A 17,534-nucleotide genomic window follows, 5' to 3' on the forward strand; every position below is an offset into this window, starting at 1 on the left:
AGACATGACATCGCAGACCGCTGTTACGCGCCGCCTCGGGTTCTCCCGGAACCTGTCCAGGTGGGACATCAAGATCTCGCCGTACCTCTACATCTCGCCGTTCTTCCTGAGCTTCGCGATTTTCGGGCTGTTCCCGATCCTGTTCAACATCTGGGTGGCGATGCACGACTGGGATCGTCGTCTCGGTCAGGGCGACTTCGTCGGGTTCGACAACTTCACCTGGGTGCTGAACCAGCCGGCGTTCTGGACGTCGCTGCAGAACACGTTCTCGATCTTCGTGCTGTCGCTCATCCCGCAGCTCATCCTCGCGCTGCTCATCGCGGCGATCCTCGACCAGAACCTGAGGACGAAGACGTTCTGGCGGATGGGTGTTCTGGTGCCCTTCGTCGTCATGCCCGTCGCCTCGGCGATGATCTTCTCGCAGGTGTTCGGGCAGTTCGGCCTGGTCACCCCGCTCATGCACGAGCTCGGCTGGTTCAGCGACGTCGACTCGCCGTTCTTCCACAACCGGCTCCTCTCGCACGTCGCGATCGCGACGATGATCATCTTCCGCTGGACCGGCTACAACGCACTGATCTTCCTCGCAGCCATGCAGACGGTCCCTCGTGACATGTACGAGGCCGCGACGATCGACGGGGCAGGACGTGCGCGGCAGTTCTTCTCCATCACGATCCCCAGCATCCGTCCGACCATGATCTTCGTCGTCCTCACGATGACGATCGGCGGGTTGCAGGTGTTCGACGAGGCCAGAGTCTTCGACGGAACAGGCAGCGGCGGAACAGGACAGGGCGGCGCGGACAACCAGTGGCTGACCACGGTGCTCTACCTCTTCAACCTGGGTTTCGGTGACTGGCAGGACCGCATGGGGCAGGCGGCAGCCGTCGCCTGGCTCTTCGCCGCAGTGATCATCTTCTTCACGCTGCTGAACTTCTTTCTCACCAGAGCGATCTCCACCAACACCTCCAAACCGACCCGCGCCTCCCGCCTCGCCGCGAAGCGCCTCAGCGAGAAAGGCCAGGGCCGATGAGCACACCCCTGATCGAGAGCATCTCCGGGCCCGGTGCCAAGAAGTACGCTCAGCGGCGTGCCGCCAAGGGCAAGCCGATCAAGTACAAACCCCGCGAGGATTCGGTCGGTGCTCGGCCGGGCTGGGTGACGTACGCCCTGTTGTCGATCGTGCTCATCGCCTCGGTGTTCCCGCTGTACTACACGGCGATCCTGGGGTCGTCCACGCGGATCGAGATCGCGCAGAGCGCGCTGCCCCGACTGTTCCCAGGGCCCAATCTGTTCGACAACATCATCGCGATCGTCTCGAACCACCAGATCGACTTCTGGATGTCGGCGCTGAACTCGATCGTCGTCGCGGTCGTGGTCTCCGCAGCGACGGTGTTCTTCTCGACCCTCGCAGGCTTCTCGTTCGCCAAGCTCGGGTTCCGGGGCAAGAACGGGCTGTATGTCTTCGTGATCGCGACTCTGGTGATCCCGATGCAGCTGGGTACCGTCCCGATGTTCATCATGATGAACGAGTTCGGCTGGATCGACTCTCTCGCTGCGCTCATCGTGCCCAGCCTCGTCGGTGCCTTCGGCGTCTTCTGGATGACCCAATACCTCAAGGAGGCGCTGCCGTACGAGCTGATCGAGGCCGCGCGCGTCGACGGCGCGAGCGTGCTGCGCACCTTCTGGTCCATCGCGCTGCCCGCGGCGAGGCCCGCAGCGGCCACGCTCGCACTGTTCACATTCGTGGGCTCGTGGAACGAGTTCTTCTGGCCGTCGGTGGTGCTGCGCAGCCAGAAGACGCTTCCGCTGGTCATCCCGCAGCTGAGCGGGGCGTTCACTGCCGATCACGCCCTGATCATGTCCGGCGTGTTCCTCATCGCGCTGCCGTTGCTGATCGCGTTCGTGTTCCTCGGCAAGCAGCTGGTGGCCGGTGTCATGGCCGGGGCGGTCAAGGGCTGAGCCGAGTCCTACGCGTCCTCGGCCGGACTGAGCAGTCGCCGTTCGTAGGCGTAGATCACGCACTGCGCGCGGTCGTGCGCGCCGATCTTCGCCATGATGCGCTTGACGTGGGTCTTCGCCGTGTGGGCCGAGATGTAGAGATCGGTGGCGATCTCGTCGTTGGACAGTCCGCGTGCGACGAGGAGGAGGATCTCGGTCTCGCGGGGCGTGAGGATGCCGGGGTCGGTGCCGACAGGGCGTCGTGCGTGCACGGGATCGGCGTCGAGGTACCGTCCGATCAGACTGCGCGTGGCTGCGGGGGACAGCAGGGCGTCGCCGGCGTGGACGGCTCTGACCGCGCGGGCGATCTCGTCGGGGTCGGCGCCCTTGCCGATGAACCCGCTGGCACCGGCACGGAGCGCCGCGACCACGTACTCGTCCTCCTCGAACGTGGTGAGGATGAGCACCCGGGTGGCGGCCGACGCGGGGGAGAGGCAGATCTTCGCCGTGGCCTCGATGCCGTCCATGTTCGGCATCCGGATGTCCATCAGGACGACGTCGGGGGTCGACCGGGCGGCGAGTGCGACGGCCTCCACTCCATCCCCGGCTTCGCCGACGATGTCGAAGTCGGGCTCGGATCCGAGCAGCTGCGCGACGCCGGTGCGGATGAGCGCCTGATCGTCGGCGATGGCGACGCGGATCACTCGGGCACCTGCGTCGGTTCCCCTTGGACAGGGATCACGGCCTCGACGCGGAAGGAACCGCCGTCGCGACCGGCGCTGAGCGTTCCACCCACGCCGGTGACGCGCTCGCGGATGCCGAGCAGGCCGTGCCCTGCGGAGGCGTCGATGGTGGGCCCGCCCTGCCCGGGCGCGCTCTGGTCGGCGTCGTTCGCCGCGGGGTTGGTGACGAGAAGTCGGAGCATGCCCTCATCGCGATCGATCCATACGTGGGCGCGAGGAGCCGAACCGTGCTTGTGCGCGTTCGTGAGCGCCTCCTGCACGAGCCGGTAACCGGCCAGGTCGACGGCGGCCGGCAGATCGCTGAGGTCGCCCTCGATCCGCGCAGTGACGTGCAGACCGAACCCCTCGAACTCTTCGATCAGCGCCCCCACCATTCCCAGGCCCGGCGTGGGTGCCAGGGGCTGCGCCTCATCGGGTGCCCTCAGCGTGGAGAGCAGGTCGCCGATCTCGCTCAGCACGCGTCTGGACGCGGTGCCGACGGTGGCGAGAGCCGACTTCGCGGCAACCGGGTCGTCGTCGATCGCTCGGCCCGCGACGGCGGCATGCAGATTGATCACCGAGATCTGGTGCGCGACCGTGTCGTGCAGATCGCGCGCGATGCGCAGCCTGTCCTCGGCGACGCGTCGCGAAGCCTCCGCCTCGCGGGTCTGCTCCGCCTGCACGGCTCGTTGGGTGATCTCGTCGATATACGCCCGACGGGATCTCATCGCGTCGCCGGCCGCGGCGAAGAACCCCACCATCACCAGGACGAGCATCGTGAGCGGGTGCAGCGACGCCCACTCGTGGAAGATGGATGCCGGAATCATCACCACGAGCACGCACAGCACCGTGACCAGCACGGTACGGCGATTCGTGCGGGTGGCGATCGTGAACACGGCGATGCCCGTCGGCAGGGCCGAGAACGGCGTGAGCGCGAGCGTGAGCGACACGGCGACGAAGCACGCCACGCACGCGACCAGCACGACCCACGGGTACCGGCGGCGCAGGAACATGAGTGCGACCGGCAGGCCGACGACGATCCAGCCGAGAGGCGAGAGGTCGTCGGTGAGTCGCGTCAGCGGACCGAAGGCGGTCAGGAGGACGGCGATCGATGCGAGCAGATCCCTCACCCACCCCGGCATCGTGGCGCGCGTCGACGAGGCGACCTCGGGTGCCCGTACGCTGCGCATGCTCTCATTATCGATCCGCACGCCGCCCCTTCCCTAGGTTCCGGCCGGAGATACCCCGTTCAGGGTATGCAGGTGCCTCGCTGGGGCGACGCGCCGAGACCCCGCCCCGCGGGAGGCTCGTTGCATCCCAGACAAGAGGAGAGCCCAGTGACACACTCGACGGCGACCGAAGACCGAAGCGCACCGATACTCTCGGTCCGCGATCTGCACAAGACCTACGGGCGCGGCCCGAGCAGGTTCGACGCGCTGCGCGGCGTCAGCCTCGACATTCGCGAAGGGGAGAGCATCGCGATCGTCGGCAAGAGCGGGTCGGGGAAATCAACCCTGATGCACCTGCTCGCGCTTCTCGATCAGCCCAGCCAGGGATCGTTGCTGCTCGACGGTCAGGACACTCGACAGCTGCGAGGGGCGCGGCTGAACAGGGCCCGGAACAAGACCTTCGGCTTCGTGTTCCAGCAGTTCTTCCTCAACGGGAGCCAGACCGCGCTCGAGAACGTGACGCTGCCGTTGAAGATCGCCGGCGTCGGGCGGCGCGCTCGTCGCTACCGGGCCACGAACGCGCTCGAACAGCTCGAGCTCGGTGACAAGGCGAAGAACAAGGCCATCAATCTGTCGGGCGGGCAGAAGCAGCGGGTGGTGATCGCACGAGCGCTGGTGAACTCCCCACGGGTCATCTTCGCTGACGAGCCCACCGGCAACCTCGACACCAACACCGGGGGCGTGGTCGAAGACATCCTGTTCACGTTGAACCGCGAACAGGGCATCACCCTCGTCATCGTCACGCACGACGAGGAGCTCGCCGCTCGCTGCGATCGGCGCATCCACATCCGTGACGGTGTCATCGTCGACGGCGAGCAGGTGGCAGCATGAACGCCGGCGACCTGATCGGCACAGCGATCGCGAACACGTTCCGCTCCAAGGCGCGTACGACTCTCACAGTGCTGGCGATCTTCGTCGGGGCATTCACACTCACTCTCACCAGCGGACTCGGCACCGGCATCAACCGGTACATCGACGACACCGTCGCCGGCATCGGCGCCGACGACGTGATGACCGTCACCAAGACCGGCGAAGCGTCTGCCGACGCGGAGGACACGGGGCCGCGCGAGTACGACCCCGACTCGGTCGTCACGGGGAACGGCCCGGCACAGGATTCCGTCACCCTCATGACGGATGCTGACATCCGGGCGATCGGTGATGTCGACGGCATCCTCGAGGTCGAACCGGTCAAGTCGGTGCAGCTGGACTACGTGCAGTACGGCGACGACAGTCCGTATGTCGCGAGTCTCGGAGGGCTGGTGGCCGGACAGAACGTGCAGCTCGCGGCGGGCGCGGAGCCCGATGACGGCAGCACCGAACTGCAGGTCACGATTCCGGTGACCTACGTCGAACCGCTCGGCTTCGCCGACGCCGACGCCGCGATCGGCGAGCCGCTGACCGTCGCCGTCACCGACGGCGCGTTCACTCAGCACGACGTGGAGGTCACGATCGTCGGCGTCGCCGAGGAGGCGCTCGCTGCTGCCAGCGGCACGGGCCTCGTCGCGAATCAGGCGCTCGAAGACGACCTGTACCAGCTGCAGAGCACGGGGCTGCCGGCCGATCAGCTGGATCGCTGGACGGAGGCGACCGCCTGGTTCGACATCGACCTCACGCCCGCCGAGATCGAAGAGCTGAAGGAACGACTGACGGATGCCGGCTTCGCCGCCACGACCACCGCAGATCAACTCGGTGCATTCACCACCGTGATCGACACGATCGTGCTCGTGCTGAACGTGTTCGCCGCGATCGCGTTGCTCGCCGCGGCGTTCGGGATCGTCAACACCCTGCTGATGTCCGTGCAGGAGCGCACCAGGGAGATCGGACTCATGAAGGCGATGGGCATGGGCAGCGGGCGCGTGTTCGCGCTGTTCAGCACCGAGGCCGTGTTCATCGGTTTCCTCGGCAGTGCGATCGGCGTGGTCGTGGCGATGATCGTCGGCACCGCGGCCAGCACGTTCCTCGGTGGCGCCCTGCTCGCCGATCTGCCGGGGCTGACCATCGTCGCCTTCGATCCGCTCACGGTGGCGCTCACGATCGTGCTGATCATGGCCGTCGCGTTCCTCGCGGGGACTCTCCCCGCTGCGCGGGCGGCACGCAAAGACCCCGTCGAAGCACTCCGCTACGAATGACGTCACCTTCCGCACGACCACCGAACCCAGGAGGAGAAATGATCACCATCACCCAGCCCGGCTACCGGGTCCGCACCGCACTTCCGTCCAGCGCACTGATCGTCGCGGTCGCGGCCAGCGCCGTCAACGCGCTCATCGCCCTCGGCGCCGTATCCCTCGGCGCCGAGAGCGCCGGCGGGCTGCAGCCGGTCGCGTACATCAGCTTCACCGTGATCGCCGCGTTCGCCGGCGCGGCCGGCTGGCACATCATCAACCGGCGCGCGCGGCACCCTGCGAAGATCATGCGATGGCTGGTGCCGACCTTCCTCGTGGTCTCATTCATCCCCGACATCGCCGTGGGCGTCGCGATGGGATGGCTCGTGGCCGGTGCTCTCTCGCTCATGCACGTCGCGACGATCGTCATCGCCGTGCTCACCTATCGACGGTTCATGCCGCTGCGTTCGGGCTTCGCCGAGCCGGTCATCAGCGCAGGCTCTGAGCGAGTCCGATGAGGATACCTTCCGGGCCGCGGATGTAGCACAGCCGATAGACGTCCTCGTACTGCACCACCTCGTCGCTGACGAGCTCTGCGCCCCGTGCGTAGAGGCGGTCGAGGGCGTCATCGAGGTCGCCGACCTCGAACATGACGCGGAGGTAGCCCAGCGCGTTCACGGGCGCTCGCCGGTTGTCGGCGATGACGTCCGGATGCAGGAACCGGGACAGTTCGACGCGGCCGTGGCCGTCCGGCGTGCGCATCATCGCCACTTCGACCCTCTGGTCGCCGAGGCCCGTGACGCGTCCGGCCCACTCGCCCTCCGCCATGGCACGGCCCTCGAGTTCGAGTCCGAGCTCTGTGAAGAACTCGATCGCCGGAGTGAGGTCCTGCACCACGATCCCGATATTGTCCATCCTGACGCCCATGTGCTCAGTCCTCGAGATCGCCGGCGAGGAACCGACCGAAGTTCGTGAGCGCCTCGTCCCAGCCGTCGTAGATGAAGCCGTCACCGGGGTTGCCCTCGCGTCCGCGAAGGTGGAAGACCAGCTCCGTCTGCGCGCCGCGTTCTGCGAATGTCAGCGTGATGACGGGCGCGCCCTCGACCGGAGCTTCGGGTTCGCCCCAGGTGAAGACGAGTCGGTCGACCGGGTCCACTTCGATGTACTCGCCGCCGGTCGGGAACTTCTCGCCGGTCTCGTCATTCGTCATCGTGTAGCGGTAGCGGCCACCGACGCGGACGTCGAACGACACACTGTCGGTCGACACCCCGAACGGATGCAGCCACTGCGCCAGTTCGGTCTCGTCGGTCCATGCCTTCCACACGAGCTCGCGGGGTGCGTCGAAAGTGCGAGTGATCGAGAACTGCGGTGTTGCGTCGGTCGTGCTCATGATTCTTCCTTCCGGTCTTCCGATGGGGTCTTAATCGAGCTGAGATGCGCGTCGAGAGCGTCCAGCTTCAGGTTCCATTCGCGGCGGTGCTTCTCGACCCATGCGGACGCCTGGTCCAGAGGCTCCGCCTGCATGGACAGCGTGCGCCATTGGGCGTGGGCTGTGCGTGTCACGAGGCCCGCGCGCTCGAGCACCTTCAGATGCTGCGAGATCGCCGGGGCGCTCATCGCGAACGGGGCGGCGACCTCGCCGACTGTCGCCGATCCCTGCGAGAGCCGGGAGAGGATCTCACGTCTGGTCGGATCCGCAAGTGCGGCGAACACCTGACTCAGCGGGTCGGAGACTGTCATGAGGAACCTTCTTAATTAAGAGTATTCTTAATTGGTACTCTCGAAGGACACCGATGTCAAGGGATCGAGCGTGTCAGAGCGGGCTCAGCCCGAAGTAACTCTCGATCTCCTCGCCGAGGTCGATGTCGTGATGCGATGGGCCGACGGCGATCGGCAGGGGAGAGGTGGTGCGATTCGGGATGACGTGGCCGGTTCCGACCTGCGTGATGAAACGCACGCCGTCCCAGTCGGCCCGTTCGAGATCGCTATCGCGTCGAATGCGGGGCTCGCCCGCCGGTGCGTAACGGCGGGCCGTCGCGGGCGCGGACTGCACCATGCCGCGCGTGGCGCGCCCGAGCATCCTGGGCATGCCTCCCGCGTAGGGCACGATCGGGTCGGCGGTGCCGTGCACGATGAGCACCGGCACCCGGCCCGGGTCGACATCGGCGAGCAGATAGTCATCGTCGACCGGCAGGCCCGCGGCGATGATCGTCGCCCCGGCGAGCAGTGCCGGGCGTTCACGCAGGATGCGGTGCGTGAGCTGCCCGCCGTTCGAGTATCCGACGGCGATCGTAGGGCGGGCCAAGCGGTCGATGACGGCGCTCACGAAGCCGACGTCATCGATGTCGGCCTTCTGTGCCTTCGACAGCTTCTGCCTGCGCGCATCGTTCCATGCGCGGCCGTAGCCGTTCAGGTAGACGAGGTCGGCCCCGATGCGCTGCGCCAGGGCATCGAGGGTGCGACCGCTGAACCGCTGCATCGTCCGCCCCTGTTGCGATGAGCCGTGCAGCGCGAGCAGTAGAGGAGCGTCCGGCCGAGGTGATGCCGGCGCGACGTGGATGTAACTGCGTCGGGTGCCGTCTACGTCGATGAACTGTCTGCTCTGGTCGGTCATGGTCTCAGACTACCTGCAAAAACGGATAATGTATCCGTTCGGATGAGTCATCCGTTACAGTGGATTCATGCCCGTCCTCCGCCGCGATGCGCATCGAAATCGGGAGCGCATCCTCGACGTCGCGAGAGCGCTCCGCTCCGACAGCGCCACGCTTCACCTCAACGCCGTGGCGCATCACGCAGGCGTCGGGGTGGGAACGGTCTACCGGCACTTCCCCTCGACCGAGGCGTTGAGGGAGGCGCTCGTCGAACAGCGTTTCGTCGAGATGGCGGATGCGGCGAGATCGGCGGCAAGCCGATCCGGGGAACTCGACACCGTGCGCGGGTTCATCGCGGAGTCGTTGCAGGTCTTCAGCGATGACCCGGATTTCGCGGATGCCGTCGTGTCGTCCACTGCCGCTCGGGAAGAGACGCGTGCGCTGCGGACCGACCTCTTCGAAGCGTTCTCGAGCCTGATCACCCGCAACGCCGAGCACTTCAGGACCACGCTGGAGCCGGCGGACGTCATGGTCCTGCTCTGCGGCATCGGGTACGCCGCACGCCTGCGACCAGAGCGCTCTTCGCAATACCTCGATGCGCTGTTCGACGGGATACTCGCCGCATAGGCACCCACTACTCCCGCCGCCCGCACGCGTCAATCCCCTCGTCGACAGTCGCCTCAGCGCGTTAGCTTCACCATCTCCACTCGTGAAGGTGAAGGAGGACGACCATGGACACTCCGAACACAACGCGCGCTGGCGATCCGGTGTCGTACGCAGGTACGGCGACTCAGAAGATCGCTCTCATCGCCGGAATCGTGTTCCTGCTGGTGGGAATCGCCGGGTTCATCCCGGGGCTCACGCACTCGACCGAGCATCTCGCGGGTGCCGGGGCGCACTCGGACGCGCACCTGCTGGGCGTGTTCCAAGTCTCGGTGCTGCACAACATCGTCCATCTCGCCTTCGGGATCGCCGGTGTGATCGTCGCGGCCCGTGCGATGGCATCCCGCATGTACCTGATCTGGGGCGGCATCATCTACTTCGTCGTCTGGCTGTACGGGCTGTTCGCCGTGGGTAACGATCAGCTCAACATCCTGCCGGTCAACGACGCGGACAACTGGCTCCACCTCGGACTCGCGCTCGCCATGGTCCTGCTCGGGATCTTCGTCACGCGCGCTCCGCGACTGCCGACCACCACGGACGGCCGCCGCTGACCGTCGAGGTCGCGCACGGCCGGTCTATAGTGGTCGTCGTGAGTCCTGAAGCATCCAGATGACGCCGCGGGTCGAGCCTTCGCTCCCCGCGTCTCTCGGCGACCACATTTTCACTCTGCGGTGATCGTCGCGCTCTGCGCCGTCGCCGCGCCTTCGTCTGGATGCACCCATGCCTCTGCTCATCTATGTCCTCACCGTCGCGATATTCGCCCAAGGCACCAGCGAGTTCATGCTCGCGGGCCTGCTCATCGAGATCGCTGACGATCTCTCCGTCTCACCCGAGTCCGTCGGCCTGCTGACCTCCGCCTTCGCTGCGGGGATGGTCATCGGTGCGCCGACGATGGCGATGCTCGTATCGCGGCTGCCCGCGCGCACCTCGCTGATCGGCTTCCTCGTCGTCTTCATCGCGTCGCACGTCGCGGGTGGGGCGACGGACTCGTTCTCCGTGCTGCTCGTGACGCGCGTGATCGCGGCGTTCGCCTATGCCGGGTTCCTGGCAGTGGCGCTGTCCACGGCGAGGAACCTCGTCACGGAAGACCGCCTCACGCGCGCGATCGCGGTGATGCTGGCCGGAATCACGCTCGCCACCATCATCGGCGTGCCGGCGGGGGCTGCGCTCGCGCAGCTCGGCGGCTGGCGACTGACCTTCTGGGCGATCTGCCTGCTCTGCGTGCCCGCACTTCTCATCCTCCTCTTCACTCGCGCTTCCATGACGCGTGCGAGCGGGATGCGTCCCCGCATCCGATCGGAGCTGCGTGAACTGCGACGGTGGCCGGTGCTCGGCCCGATACTGCTCGCCGCACTGTTCAATGCGGCGACGTTCGGCGTGTTCACCTTCCTCGGCCTCATCGGCGTCGACGCGGGCATCCCGGCTGCGCTCGTTCCGCTGCTGCTCGCGGCGTTCGGCATCGGCTCCTTCCTCGGAGTGACGGCGACCGGGCGATGGGCCGCCGGCCGAGAGCAGAGATGGATCGGTGTCGGCGGAGCGCTGGTCAGCGTGGGATGGATGCTGATGGCGATCCTCGCCGGTTCTGCCGTGTGGCTGTTCGCACTCTCGCTCATCGTCGGCGCGCTCTCGTTCGCCGTCGGCTCCGCTCTCATCTCGCGCATCGTGAGGGAAGCCGAACACGCACCGCTCCTCGGCGGCTCCTATGCCACTGCAGCGCTCAACGCGGGCGCGTTCATCGGGCCGATCGGGGCCGGCGCAGCGTATGCGATGTGGGGAGGCGCTGGGGTCGCATGGCTAGCGACTGCCGCGGCGTTGTGCGCAGCCGTGCTCGTTCTGCTGTTGCGGGCTCCGGGTCGTGGCACTCGAGTAGTGCGGTGAAGCGGTCGTCTTCCGCTCGACGGCAACAGCCGCCGCCCGACGCCGCAGCACTCGCGCCGAGTTCGCCGCGCGAGTGATCCGACCGTCGGCGTATCGCACGCCGCCGCGGAGCCGGAGCGCGAGGGCGATCCAAGTGGCGACGCCTCGCTCGGCCACCCAGACCGGGACCCACAGGACACTCGACGCAGGGAAGACCGGCCGACCGCCATCGCGCCCGCGGCCGAACTCTGCGAGACAGATCAATGCGAGCGCGAGCGTCACGAGAGCTCCGGGCCGACGCCGCAGAGTGATGACGGCAGGGACTATGGATGCTTCGAGAAGCAGCCGGCCCGGCTGAGCCCAGCTGTCGTAGGCCTGGCGTACGCGTTGTGAGAGGAAGTGCCGGGTGGTCGGCGGCCGCCTGGTGACGAACACGTCGCGCCGATTGCTCACTCTGCCGCCGAACGCCAGCACGGTCCGCTCCAACTCGAGGTTCTCGAAAAGGACGTCGGCATCGTATCCGCCGGTCGCCGTGATCGTCGAGCGCCGCACGCCGAGCGTGCCCGGGTAGTCCGAGCCCACCGCCCGGTTGAGCAGGGAGCGAGCGGTGTCCCACCTGGCGTGCCACGGGAGAGGATCGAAGTGGTTCTGCGGCTTCACCAGATCGGCGTTCGCCAGATCCTCGACCACAGCTACGAGGGCGTCGTAGTCGTAGCGGACGTCGTCATCGGCGATCACGATTGCCTCGTGCCTGGCGATCGCGACCCCCGCGAGTACGCCTCGCACCTTTCCGTTCACCCCCTCGGCCATCGTCACAGGGCGGTGACGCACGAACCTGCGCCATGCGCGTTGATGAACCGCGAACAGTACATCGTCGGATCCGTCTACGACGGTGATGTCGACCCACGCGCTCAAGCGCTCGAGGTACGCGGTCAGGTCCGGGAGCGCGTCATCCGCCGTCCAGCGCAAAGGCAGGATGTATTCGGCTTCCAGGCGCGAACGCATCACTCCTCCGTGCGAAACCCGGCAGCTTTGTGTGTGCCGTCGCAGTACGGCTTGATCGTGGAAAGCCCGCATCGGCAAAGCGCGACGGTGCGACGGTTGCGTACGATCGGCCGGCCATCCGCCGTGACGAGGTCGACATCTCCTCGCAGTAACAGCGGCCCGTCCGGATACGGGGTGATCGTCGCGCGTTCCCGACTCATCGGAACGCACCCGCGCGCAACGATGACGCTCCATCGGCCCACGAATCCAGAAGGTGCATGCCGGCCCATCCGTCGACGGCCAGGCAGGCGGCGGCGCCGAACATGATGTCGGGGAGCAGTTCTGGGCGGTCTTCCGCAAGAGCGCCGGCCAGGTCGTGCCCGGCGATCTGCTCGTGGACCGCGTCCGCTTCGACATGCTCGTCGAAATAATCGGTGACGTCCGGCCCGAGGCCGAGGCGGCGCATGCCGTCCCCGTACAGCCGATTCGGGATCGACGACGTCATCTCGAACGCTGCGAGGTGTCCGACGATCGCGCCGAGAAGTCGCCGGTTGATGCCGAACATCGACATCATGTTGTGCGAGGCGAGGGTGATTGCCGGCACCGCGTCCACGTAGGCGCCATAAGAGTCGTCGAGGTCCGCTCCCCGCATCGCCGCAGCGAAGATCGCGGCGTGCACGCGATCGGCACGTCCGCCACCGTACTCGTCAGCCTGGATCTCGACGAGGGCCGCCTTGGCCCGTCCGTGGAGGCGAGGAATCGCCCAGGAATGCGGATCGGCCTCGTGCAGCGTGTATATCGAGCGCTGGATGAGGAACTCGCGCACCTGTTCGAGAGTCGCCTTCTTCGCGACGTGACGCGAGAGGCTCGGGCCGGTGTCGGCAGCGGTGAGCGAGAACAGCGCACGAGCCACGGCATCGGCGTCGGCCGCCGGCAGATCCGTGGGAGGCACTGCCATGCGGAGGCCGCGTTCGAACGCGCCCTCGAGAATGCGTCGCGTTTCGATCAACTGCGGATCCCATTCGAGATCCGGTGAGAAGGCGGGGACCGATCCGTATGACGACGCATAGAGCGCGAAGAGGCTGAGTTGAATGTCGTCGTCCCGGATGACGTCATCGGTCTCCGCTCCGACTCGACGGGCCAGGTCGCGGTGGTCGGCGTGCTCCGAACCCATGAGGTGATGCAGCACTGCGCTGCTGAGAGGGCCGCGTGCCGTGAAACCGGCGCCGGGGACGATGTTCGATCGTGGTTCGGCGGGGGAGGGAATGGTGAGTGACACTGGCGACTCCGATCCTGAGGATGCGAGTCAGCATCTCGGCAACGAGCCTGATGCGCGAGGGGCTTGACGCCGACGGGACGCGATGTCTATGTGCGCGAGCACGTACGCCGAGCCGATGACGGTCGGGCCGCTGGCACCGCGAGACGGGTGACATCCGGGCCTTCGCGCGCCAGACTCGTGTCATGGCTGCATGGGTGCTGCACGTCGACATGGATCAGTTCATCGCCGCGGTGGAGGTGCTGAGGCGACCCGAACTCGCCGGGCTGCCGGTGGTCGTCGGCGGACGCGGCGACCCGACCGAACGTGCGGTGGTGTCGACGGCATCCTATGAGGCACGTGCGTTCGGCATCGGATCGGGGATGCCGTTGAAGATCGCCGCTCGCAAGGCGCCGCCCGACGCCGTCTTCCTCCCCGTCGACCACGCGGCGTACGAGCAGGCATCGGACGAGGTCATGACGGCCCTGCGCGCGTTGCCGGGCGTCGTGCTCGAGGTCATCGGCTGGGACGAGTGCTTCCTCGGCGTGGAGACGGATGACCCGGAAGCTGTCGCCCGCGACGCCCAGGCGGCCGTGCTGGCGGCCACGGACCTGCACTGCTCCGTGGGCGTCGGCGAAAACAAGATCCGTGCCAAGATCGCGACCGAGTTCGGCAAGCCCGGAGGTGTCTTCCGCCTCACCGAGGCGAACTGGTTCGAGGTGATGGGTGAGAAGCCCACGCGCGATCTGTGGGGCATCGGCCCGAAGGTGCAGAAGCGCCTCGCCGCCCACGGTATCGGCACGGTGCGCGAGCTGGCCGACTCCGATCCCGAGGAGCTCATCCGCGAGTTCGGCCCGAAGATGGGCGTCTGGTATCACGGACTCGGCTCAGGGAACGGCCCCAGCGTCGTCGACGACACCCCGTGGGTGGCCCGCAGCCACAGCCGAGAGACGACGTATCAGCAGAACCTCACGACGTCGGGCGAGATCCTCGCGGCTGTGCGCGAACTCGCCGGCCACGCGTTCGACGACTGCGCGGCCGAGGGCCGTCCGGTGATCCGCGTGCATCTGAAGGTGCGATACGCCCCGTTCGAGACGAAGACGTTCGGCCGCAAGCTTCCGGATGCGACGACCGACCGCGAGACCGTGATGTCGGCTGCGGCGGCGCTCGCTGCGACACTCGACGCCGATCGCGAGGTGCGACTGCTGGGCGTCAGAGCCGAGATGGCCATGCCCGCGAACGGCGACGACGTCGAGCGCACACCGGTGCGCGGAAGGATCTGACGCGCGGCTACGAGAACGTGACGCCGGTCAGCTTCTCGGACACCTGCCAGATGCGTCGTGCATCCTCCTCGCTGCGCAGCCGCGAGAACACCTTCTGCTCGGCGGGACCTCCTCCGAGATGGCCGATCCCTCGAGGCGCGTAGAGGCGGCCGGCGACGGCATCCGGAGATGTCGCCGCGTAGAGCGCGGGGAGGGCCGCGGTCTCCGGCGTACCGGCGACGATTCCTCGTTTCGAGGCCCAGCGGATCACACGCACACCGACAGTGTCCTCGCTGCGTCCGATCTCGTCGCGGGCGGAGAGCAGGCTCGTCGGGGCGATTCCCGGATGCGACAGGTTGCTCGTGATACCCCAGTCCTGGGCGCGGCTGCGGCGATCGAGTTCGAGTCCGAAGAGTCCGAAAGCGATCTTCGAATGACTGTACGCGCGCATGCCGTCGTAGGAGCTCTCCCAGTTGACGTCTGCCCAGTTGATCGAGCCCTGGTTCGCGGCGACGCTGAGCTGCGAGGTGACGCGCGCGCGGCCGGCCCGCAGGAGCGGCAGCAGATGGGACACGAGTGCGAAGTGCCCGAGATGGTTCGTCCCGAACTGCAGCTCGAAGCCGTCCCGCGTCGTCTGCCGCATGGGCGGCGTCATGACACCGGCGTTGTTGATGAGCAGATGGACCGGGCGGCCGTCGCGCACCATGTCGTCGCCGAACTGCGCGATGGATTCGAGCGATGAAAGATCCAGCGGCAGGATCGATATCCGTGTATCGGGAGCCTTCTCGAGGATGCGGTCGACCGCCGCCTCCGCCTTGCGCATGTTTCGCACGGGGAGGACGAGTTCGGCGCCGGCCAGCGCGAGGCGCGTGACGATGCGCAGTCCGATGCCGTCGCTCCCGCCGGTGACGACCGCGCGGCGCCCGTCGAGCGGTGGGAGGGTGATGTCGATGTTCCTGCGTGCCATGTGGAGTGCTCCTTCGTTGTGCTTCCACTCTCCGGGGCGCGCCGATTCGCATCCAGGACTCGTCGATCAGTGGATGCGGAGTCGCACGGATGCCAGGATCGACGAAGACGAGGGGAGGACATGCACGTGATCGACAGAGCCGGTCTGGCCGAGTTCCTCCGTCGGCGTCGTGACGTGCTGCAGCCGGAGGACGTGGGTCTTCCGCGCGGGCAGCGCAGACGCACGGACGGGCTCCGAAGGGAGGAAGTGGCGGCGCTGTGCCACATGTCCTCCGATTATTACGCGCGGCTCGAGCGGGGCAGCGGCCCGTTGCCGTCCGAGCAGATGATCGCCTCGATCGCGCAGGGGCTGCATCTCTCGATCGATGAACGCGACCACCTCTTCCGCCTCGCCGGCCATCGGCCGCCACCGCGAGGTGCGTCGACCGATCACATCAGCCCCGGCATGCTGCGGATCTTCGACCGGCTGCACGACACTCCTGCCGAGATCGTGACCGAGCTGGGTGAGACGCTGCGCCAGACGCCCCTCGGTGTCGCGCTCACGGGAGACCTGACCCGCCTGTCGGGGCCGGAGCGCAGCATCGGGTTCCGCTGGTTCTCCGATCCTCGTTCGCGCGAGCTCTACGATCCGACCGAGCACGAGTTCCTCGCGCGACTGTGGGCGTCCGGCCTGCGACAGGTCGCGTCGGTGCGCGGGCCGGGATCGCGTGCAGCGCATCTCGCAGAGCTCCTTCTCGAGAGCAGCGAAGAGTTCCGAGCGGTCTGGGACCTTCAGGAGATCGGCGTGCGTCCCAGGGATACGAAGCGCTTCATCCATCCGGAAGTGGGCGCGCTCGACCTCGCCTGTCAGAACCTGGTCGATCCCGCGAGCTCGCACGTGCTGCTGGTCTACACGGCCTCGCCGGGCACCCCCAGTCACGAGAAGCTGAGACTGCTCAGCGTGCTGGCGCCGAGCGCGGTGCGCTGACGGGTAGATGTGCCCATTCGCTCGCCGCGCGGGTCTGTGTAGCATCGACAGGAAATCCGCGCCGCCGTGCACGAGTGCGGAGGTGCCGTGGAAGAGGAGGACGATGACGCTGCCGCCACCCTCCGACGACGCCTGGGTCGATCCGCGCATTCCCGCGCCGCCGGTCGCCGAGGCACCGCCGATTCCCGTGACCGCACGCGAGCCGCGCAATGGCCCGGTCCTGGGGCTCGCGATCGCGTGCGCGGCATTGCTGATCACGACGATCGGGTTCGGCGGCGCGGCGGCATGGCTGTGGCTCGATCGGTCGGCGGTCGCGGCACCGGAGCCGACGCCCACACCCACTGCCACCGCGGCGGCTGACGGTGAGACCCAGACCGTGCAGGGCATCGAGGTGTCCGCGGTCTCCGATCTCGAGTTCGGGTCGTTCGCGATGACGCAGATCCTGCCCGACGACTACGTCGGCATCTACGCGGCCGTGACCAACCACGATTCCGATCAGGCCGCCGAGCTCTACTTCGATGTCACCGCGTATGCAGAGGACGGCAGCATCCTCGATCGCGGCCCGACGAGCGTGTACATCCTGCCCGGTCAGGTGTCGATGTTCCAGGGCGTGTTCTCGTCCGACATCAGCGATGCGGCCTCGATCCGGATCGAGCAGACCATGGGCGAGTTCGTCGACCCGATCATGACGGGCGAGGTGACGACCGACACGATGCTCGGCGGGGAGGGCTTCGTGGAGGCCACGCTCACCTCGACTCTCAGCCAGGTTCCCGAGTATCCCGAGGTGTACATCGCCGGATACGTCGACGGAGAGTTGTTCGGAGTCTGCTCCGACATGCCGGACATCCCCTCGAACGCGAGCTTCACCGCCGGGTGCTACCTGGAGGCCGCGTCGGCCGAATCTCCGGAGGAGTTCAGGGACTTCCCGAAGGATGCCGAGTTCGAGGCGTACCTGGCGCTCGACATCCCGTGGTGACCACCATCGGGGAGGCCACCACGAG

At 67.1% G+C, this 17,534-nt stretch carries 21 protein-coding genes; 11 read left to right on the top strand and 10 right to left on the bottom strand.

Features of this window, described 5'->3' with window-relative positions:
• Positions 1–4: 4 nt before the first annotated feature.
• Positions 5–1,027: a carbohydrate ABC transporter permease gene (locus tag ACYVG2_RS08940; protein ID WP_448966395.1), complete on the top strand. Its 1,023-nt coding sequence runs from the start codon at positions 5–7 to the stop codon at positions 1,025–1,027.
• Positions 1,024–1,956, top strand: a complete 933-nt coding sequence (locus ACYVG2_RS08945; RefSeq protein WP_460780637.1) for a carbohydrate ABC transporter permease — start codon at positions 1,024–1,026, stop codon at positions 1,954–1,956. Before ACYVG2_RS08940 ends, ACYVG2_RS08945 begins: the two co-directional genes overlap by 4 nt.
• An 8-nt stretch (positions 1,957–1,964) precedes the next feature.
• On the opposite strand, the gene ACYVG2_RS08950 is transcribed toward ACYVG2_RS08945, so the two are convergent.
• The gene (locus ACYVG2_RS08950) at positions 1,965–2,639 is read right to left on the bottom strand and encodes a response regulator (RefSeq protein ID WP_460780638.1); all 675 of its coding nucleotides are present in this window, start codon (positions 2,637–2,639) and stop codon (positions 1,965–1,967) included.
• Positions 2,636–3,847 (bottom strand): sensor histidine kinase, encoded by a 1,212-nt coding sequence (locus ACYVG2_RS08955; protein ID WP_460780639.1) that lies wholly within the window; start codon positions 3,845–3,847, stop codon positions 2,636–2,638. The genes ACYVG2_RS08950 and ACYVG2_RS08955 overlap by 4 nt, the downstream gene beginning before the upstream one ends.
• A 147-nt stretch (positions 3,848–3,994) precedes the next feature.
• Here ACYVG2_RS08955 and ACYVG2_RS08960 point away from each other — a divergent pair, with 147 nt between their 5' ends.
• Genes ACYVG2_RS08960 through ACYVG2_RS08970 form a run of 3 tightly spaced genes read left to right on the top strand, consistent with a single transcriptional unit; the run spans position 3,995 to position 6,506 of the window.
• Positions 3,995–4,717: an ABC transporter ATP-binding protein gene (locus ACYVG2_RS08960; protein ID WP_448966391.1), complete on the top strand. Its 723-nt coding sequence runs from the start codon at positions 3,995–3,997 to the stop codon at positions 4,715–4,717.
• Entirely contained in the window at positions 4,714–6,015 is a 1,302-nt protein-coding gene (locus ACYVG2_RS08965; RefSeq protein WP_460780640.1) for an ABC transporter permease, read from the top strand. Before ACYVG2_RS08960 ends, ACYVG2_RS08965 begins: the two co-directional genes overlap by 4 nt.
• 38 nt (positions 6,016–6,053) lie before the next feature.
• Positions 6,054–6,506, top strand: coding sequence for a DUF6069 family protein (locus tag ACYVG2_RS08970; RefSeq protein WP_460780641.1), 453 nt, complete (start codon positions 6,054–6,056; stop codon positions 6,504–6,506).
• On the opposite strand, the gene ACYVG2_RS08975 is transcribed toward ACYVG2_RS08970, so the two are convergent.
• The 4 genes from ACYVG2_RS08975 to ACYVG2_RS08990 all read right to left on the bottom strand — a co-directional run bounded on the left by ACYVG2_RS08975 (position 6,478) and on the right by ACYVG2_RS08990 (position 8,602).
• On the bottom strand, positions 6,478–6,903 hold the full coding sequence (locus tag ACYVG2_RS08975) for a VOC family protein (RefSeq protein ID WP_460780642.1): 426 nt from the start codon (positions 6,901–6,903) through the stop codon (positions 6,478–6,480). The two genes, ACYVG2_RS08970 and ACYVG2_RS08975, sit on opposite strands and share 29 nt — an antisense overlap.
• Before the next feature lie 16 nt (positions 6,904–6,919).
• Positions 6,920–7,378, bottom strand: coding sequence for an SRPBCC family protein (locus ACYVG2_RS08980; RefSeq protein ID WP_460780643.1), 459 nt, complete (start codon positions 7,376–7,378; stop codon positions 6,920–6,922).
• Positions 7,375–7,728, bottom strand: coding sequence for an ArsR/SmtB family transcription factor (locus tag ACYVG2_RS08985; protein ID WP_460780644.1), 354 nt, complete (start codon positions 7,726–7,728; stop codon positions 7,375–7,377). The genes ACYVG2_RS08980 and ACYVG2_RS08985 overlap by 4 nt, the downstream gene beginning before the upstream one ends.
• A 73-nt stretch (positions 7,729–7,801) precedes the next feature.
• The gene (locus tag ACYVG2_RS08990; RefSeq protein WP_460780645.1) at positions 7,802–8,602 is read right to left on the bottom strand and encodes a CE1 family esterase; all 801 of its coding nucleotides are present in this window, start codon (positions 8,600–8,602) and stop codon (positions 7,802–7,804) included.
• A gap of 67 nt (positions 8,603–8,669) precedes the next feature.
• Here ACYVG2_RS08990 and ACYVG2_RS08995 point away from each other — a divergent pair, with 67 nt between their 5' ends.
• The 3 genes from ACYVG2_RS08995 (at position 8,670) to ACYVG2_RS09005 (ending at position 11,120) form a co-directional block, all read left to right on the top strand.
• Positions 8,670–9,206: a TetR/AcrR family transcriptional regulator gene (locus tag ACYVG2_RS08995; protein WP_460780646.1), complete on the top strand. Its 537-nt coding sequence runs from the start codon at positions 8,670–8,672 to the stop codon at positions 9,204–9,206.
• 104 nt (positions 9,207–9,310) lie between these two features.
• A complete protein-coding gene (locus ACYVG2_RS09000) occupies positions 9,311–9,793 on the top strand; it encodes a DUF4383 domain-containing protein (RefSeq protein ID WP_460780647.1) in 483 nt (160 codons plus the stop codon).
• A 169-nt stretch (positions 9,794–9,962) separates the two neighbouring features.
• Positions 9,963–11,120, top strand: a complete 1,158-nt coding sequence (locus ACYVG2_RS09005; protein WP_460780648.1) for a Cmx/CmrA family chloramphenicol efflux MFS transporter — start codon at positions 9,963–9,965, stop codon at positions 11,118–11,120.
• Here ACYVG2_RS09005 and ACYVG2_RS09010 read toward each other — a convergent pair.
• Genes ACYVG2_RS09010 through ACYVG2_RS09020 form a run of 3 tightly spaced genes read right to left on the bottom strand, consistent with a single transcriptional unit; the run spans position 11,037 to position 13,257 of the window.
• Positions 11,037–12,104, bottom strand: a complete 1,068-nt coding sequence (locus ACYVG2_RS09010; protein ID WP_460780649.1) for a glycosyltransferase family 2 protein — start codon at positions 12,102–12,104, stop codon at positions 11,037–11,039. The two genes, ACYVG2_RS09005 and ACYVG2_RS09010, sit on opposite strands and share 84 nt — an antisense overlap.
• Positions 12,104–12,373 (bottom strand): CDGSH iron-sulfur domain-containing protein, encoded by a 270-nt coding sequence (locus ACYVG2_RS09015; RefSeq protein ID WP_460780650.1) that lies wholly within the window; start codon positions 12,371–12,373, stop codon positions 12,104–12,106. The genes ACYVG2_RS09010 and ACYVG2_RS09015 overlap by 1 nt, the downstream gene beginning before the upstream one ends.
• Positions 12,301–13,257, bottom strand: a complete 957-nt coding sequence (locus tag ACYVG2_RS09020) for an iron-containing redox enzyme family protein (protein ID WP_460780771.1) — start codon at positions 13,255–13,257, stop codon at positions 12,301–12,303. The genes ACYVG2_RS09015 and ACYVG2_RS09020 overlap by 73 nt, the downstream gene beginning before the upstream one ends.
• A gap of 287 nt (positions 13,258–13,544) precedes the next feature.
• Between ACYVG2_RS09020 and ACYVG2_RS09025 the strand changes: the two genes are divergently transcribed.
• Positions 13,545–14,621, top strand: coding sequence for a DNA polymerase IV (locus ACYVG2_RS09025; protein ID WP_460780651.1), 1,077 nt, complete (start codon positions 13,545–13,547; stop codon positions 14,619–14,621).
• A gap of 7 nt (positions 14,622–14,628) precedes the next feature.
• On the opposite strand, the gene ACYVG2_RS09030 is transcribed toward ACYVG2_RS09025, so the two are convergent.
• Positions 14,629–15,567, bottom strand: coding sequence for an SDR family oxidoreductase (locus ACYVG2_RS09030; RefSeq protein WP_460780652.1), 939 nt, complete (start codon positions 15,565–15,567; stop codon positions 14,629–14,631).
• A gap of 126 nt (positions 15,568–15,693) precedes the next feature.
• On the opposite strand from ACYVG2_RS09030, the gene ACYVG2_RS09035 reads away from it, so the two are divergent.
• Together ACYVG2_RS09035 and ACYVG2_RS09040 are read left to right on the top strand one after the other, a co-directional pair.
• Positions 15,694–16,533 (top strand): helix-turn-helix transcriptional regulator, encoded by an 840-nt coding sequence (locus ACYVG2_RS09035; RefSeq protein ID WP_460780654.1) that lies wholly within the window; start codon positions 15,694–15,696, stop codon positions 16,531–16,533.
• A 103-nt stretch (positions 16,534–16,636) separates the two neighbouring features.
• Positions 16,637–17,509, top strand: a complete 873-nt coding sequence (locus tag ACYVG2_RS09040; RefSeq protein WP_460780655.1) for a hypothetical protein — start codon at positions 16,637–16,639, stop codon at positions 17,507–17,509.
• The last annotated feature ends 25 nt before the right edge of the window (positions 17,510–17,534 follow it).

The organism is Microbacterium shaanxiense, assembly GCF_054779995.1.

What these genes read in the sequence shown, in the direction of transcription:
- ACYVG2_RS09015 (WP_460780650.1), bottom strand. Translation starts at nt 12,373, where the DNA reads ATGGGCCGGCATGCACCTTCTGGATTCGTGGGCCGATGGAGCGTCATC.
- ACYVG2_RS09010 (WP_460780649.1), bottom strand. Translation starts at nt 12,104, where the DNA reads ATGCGTTCGCGCCTGGAAGCCGAATACATCCTGCCTTTGCGCTGGACG.
- ACYVG2_RS08940 (WP_448966395.1), top strand. Translation starts at nt 5, where the DNA reads ATGACATCGCAGACCGCTGTTACGCGCCGCCTCGGGTTCTCCCGGAAC.
- ACYVG2_RS08965 (WP_460780640.1), top strand. Translation starts at nt 4,714, where the DNA reads ATGAACGCCGGCGACCTGATCGGCACAGCGATCGCGAACACGTTCCGC.
- ACYVG2_RS08955 (WP_460780639.1), bottom strand. Translation starts at nt 3,847, where the DNA reads ATGCGCAGCGTACGGGCACCCGAGGTCGCCTCGTCGACGCGCGCCACG.
- ACYVG2_RS09025 (WP_460780651.1), top strand. Translation starts at nt 13,545, where the DNA reads ATGGCTGCATGGGTGCTGCACGTCGACATGGATCAGTTCATCGCCGCG.
- ACYVG2_RS08975 (WP_460780642.1), bottom strand. Translation starts at nt 6,903, where the DNA reads ATGGACAATATCGGGATCGTGGTGCAGGACCTCACTCCGGCGATCGAG.
- ACYVG2_RS09005 (WP_460780648.1), top strand. Translation starts at nt 9,963, where the DNA reads ATGCCTCTGCTCATCTATGTCCTCACCGTCGCGATATTCGCCCAAGGC.
- ACYVG2_RS09020 (WP_460780771.1), bottom strand. Translation starts at nt 13,257, where the DNA reads ATGGGTTCGGAGCACGCCGACCACCGCGACCTGGCCCGTCGAGTCGGA.
- ACYVG2_RS08990 (WP_460780645.1), bottom strand. Translation starts at nt 8,602, where the DNA reads ATGACCGACCAGAGCAGACAGTTCATCGACGTAGACGGCACCCGACGC.
- ACYVG2_RS09040 (WP_460780655.1), top strand. Translation starts at nt 16,637, where the DNA reads ATGACGCTGCCGCCACCCTCCGACGACGCCTGGGTCGATCCGCGCATT.
- ACYVG2_RS09030 (WP_460780652.1), bottom strand. Translation starts at nt 15,567, where the DNA reads ATGGCACGCAGGAACATCGACATCACCCTCCCACCGCTCGACGGGCGC.
- ACYVG2_RS08980 (WP_460780643.1), bottom strand. Translation starts at nt 7,378, where the DNA reads ATGAGCACGACCGACGCAACACCGCAGTTCTCGATCACTCGCACTTTC.
- ACYVG2_RS09000 (WP_460780647.1), top strand. Translation starts at nt 9,311, where the DNA reads ATGGACACTCCGAACACAACGCGCGCTGGCGATCCGGTGTCGTACGCA.
- ACYVG2_RS08945 (WP_460780637.1), top strand. Translation starts at nt 1,024, where the DNA reads ATGAGCACACCCCTGATCGAGAGCATCTCCGGGCCCGGTGCCAAGAAG.
- ACYVG2_RS08985 (WP_460780644.1), bottom strand. Translation starts at nt 7,728, where the DNA reads ATGACAGTCTCCGACCCGCTGAGTCAGGTGTTCGCCGCACTTGCGGAT.
- ACYVG2_RS08970 (WP_460780641.1), top strand. Translation starts at nt 6,054, where the DNA reads ATGATCACCATCACCCAGCCCGGCTACCGGGTCCGCACCGCACTTCCG.
- ACYVG2_RS08995 (WP_460780646.1), top strand. Translation starts at nt 8,670, where the DNA reads ATGCCCGTCCTCCGCCGCGATGCGCATCGAAATCGGGAGCGCATCCTC.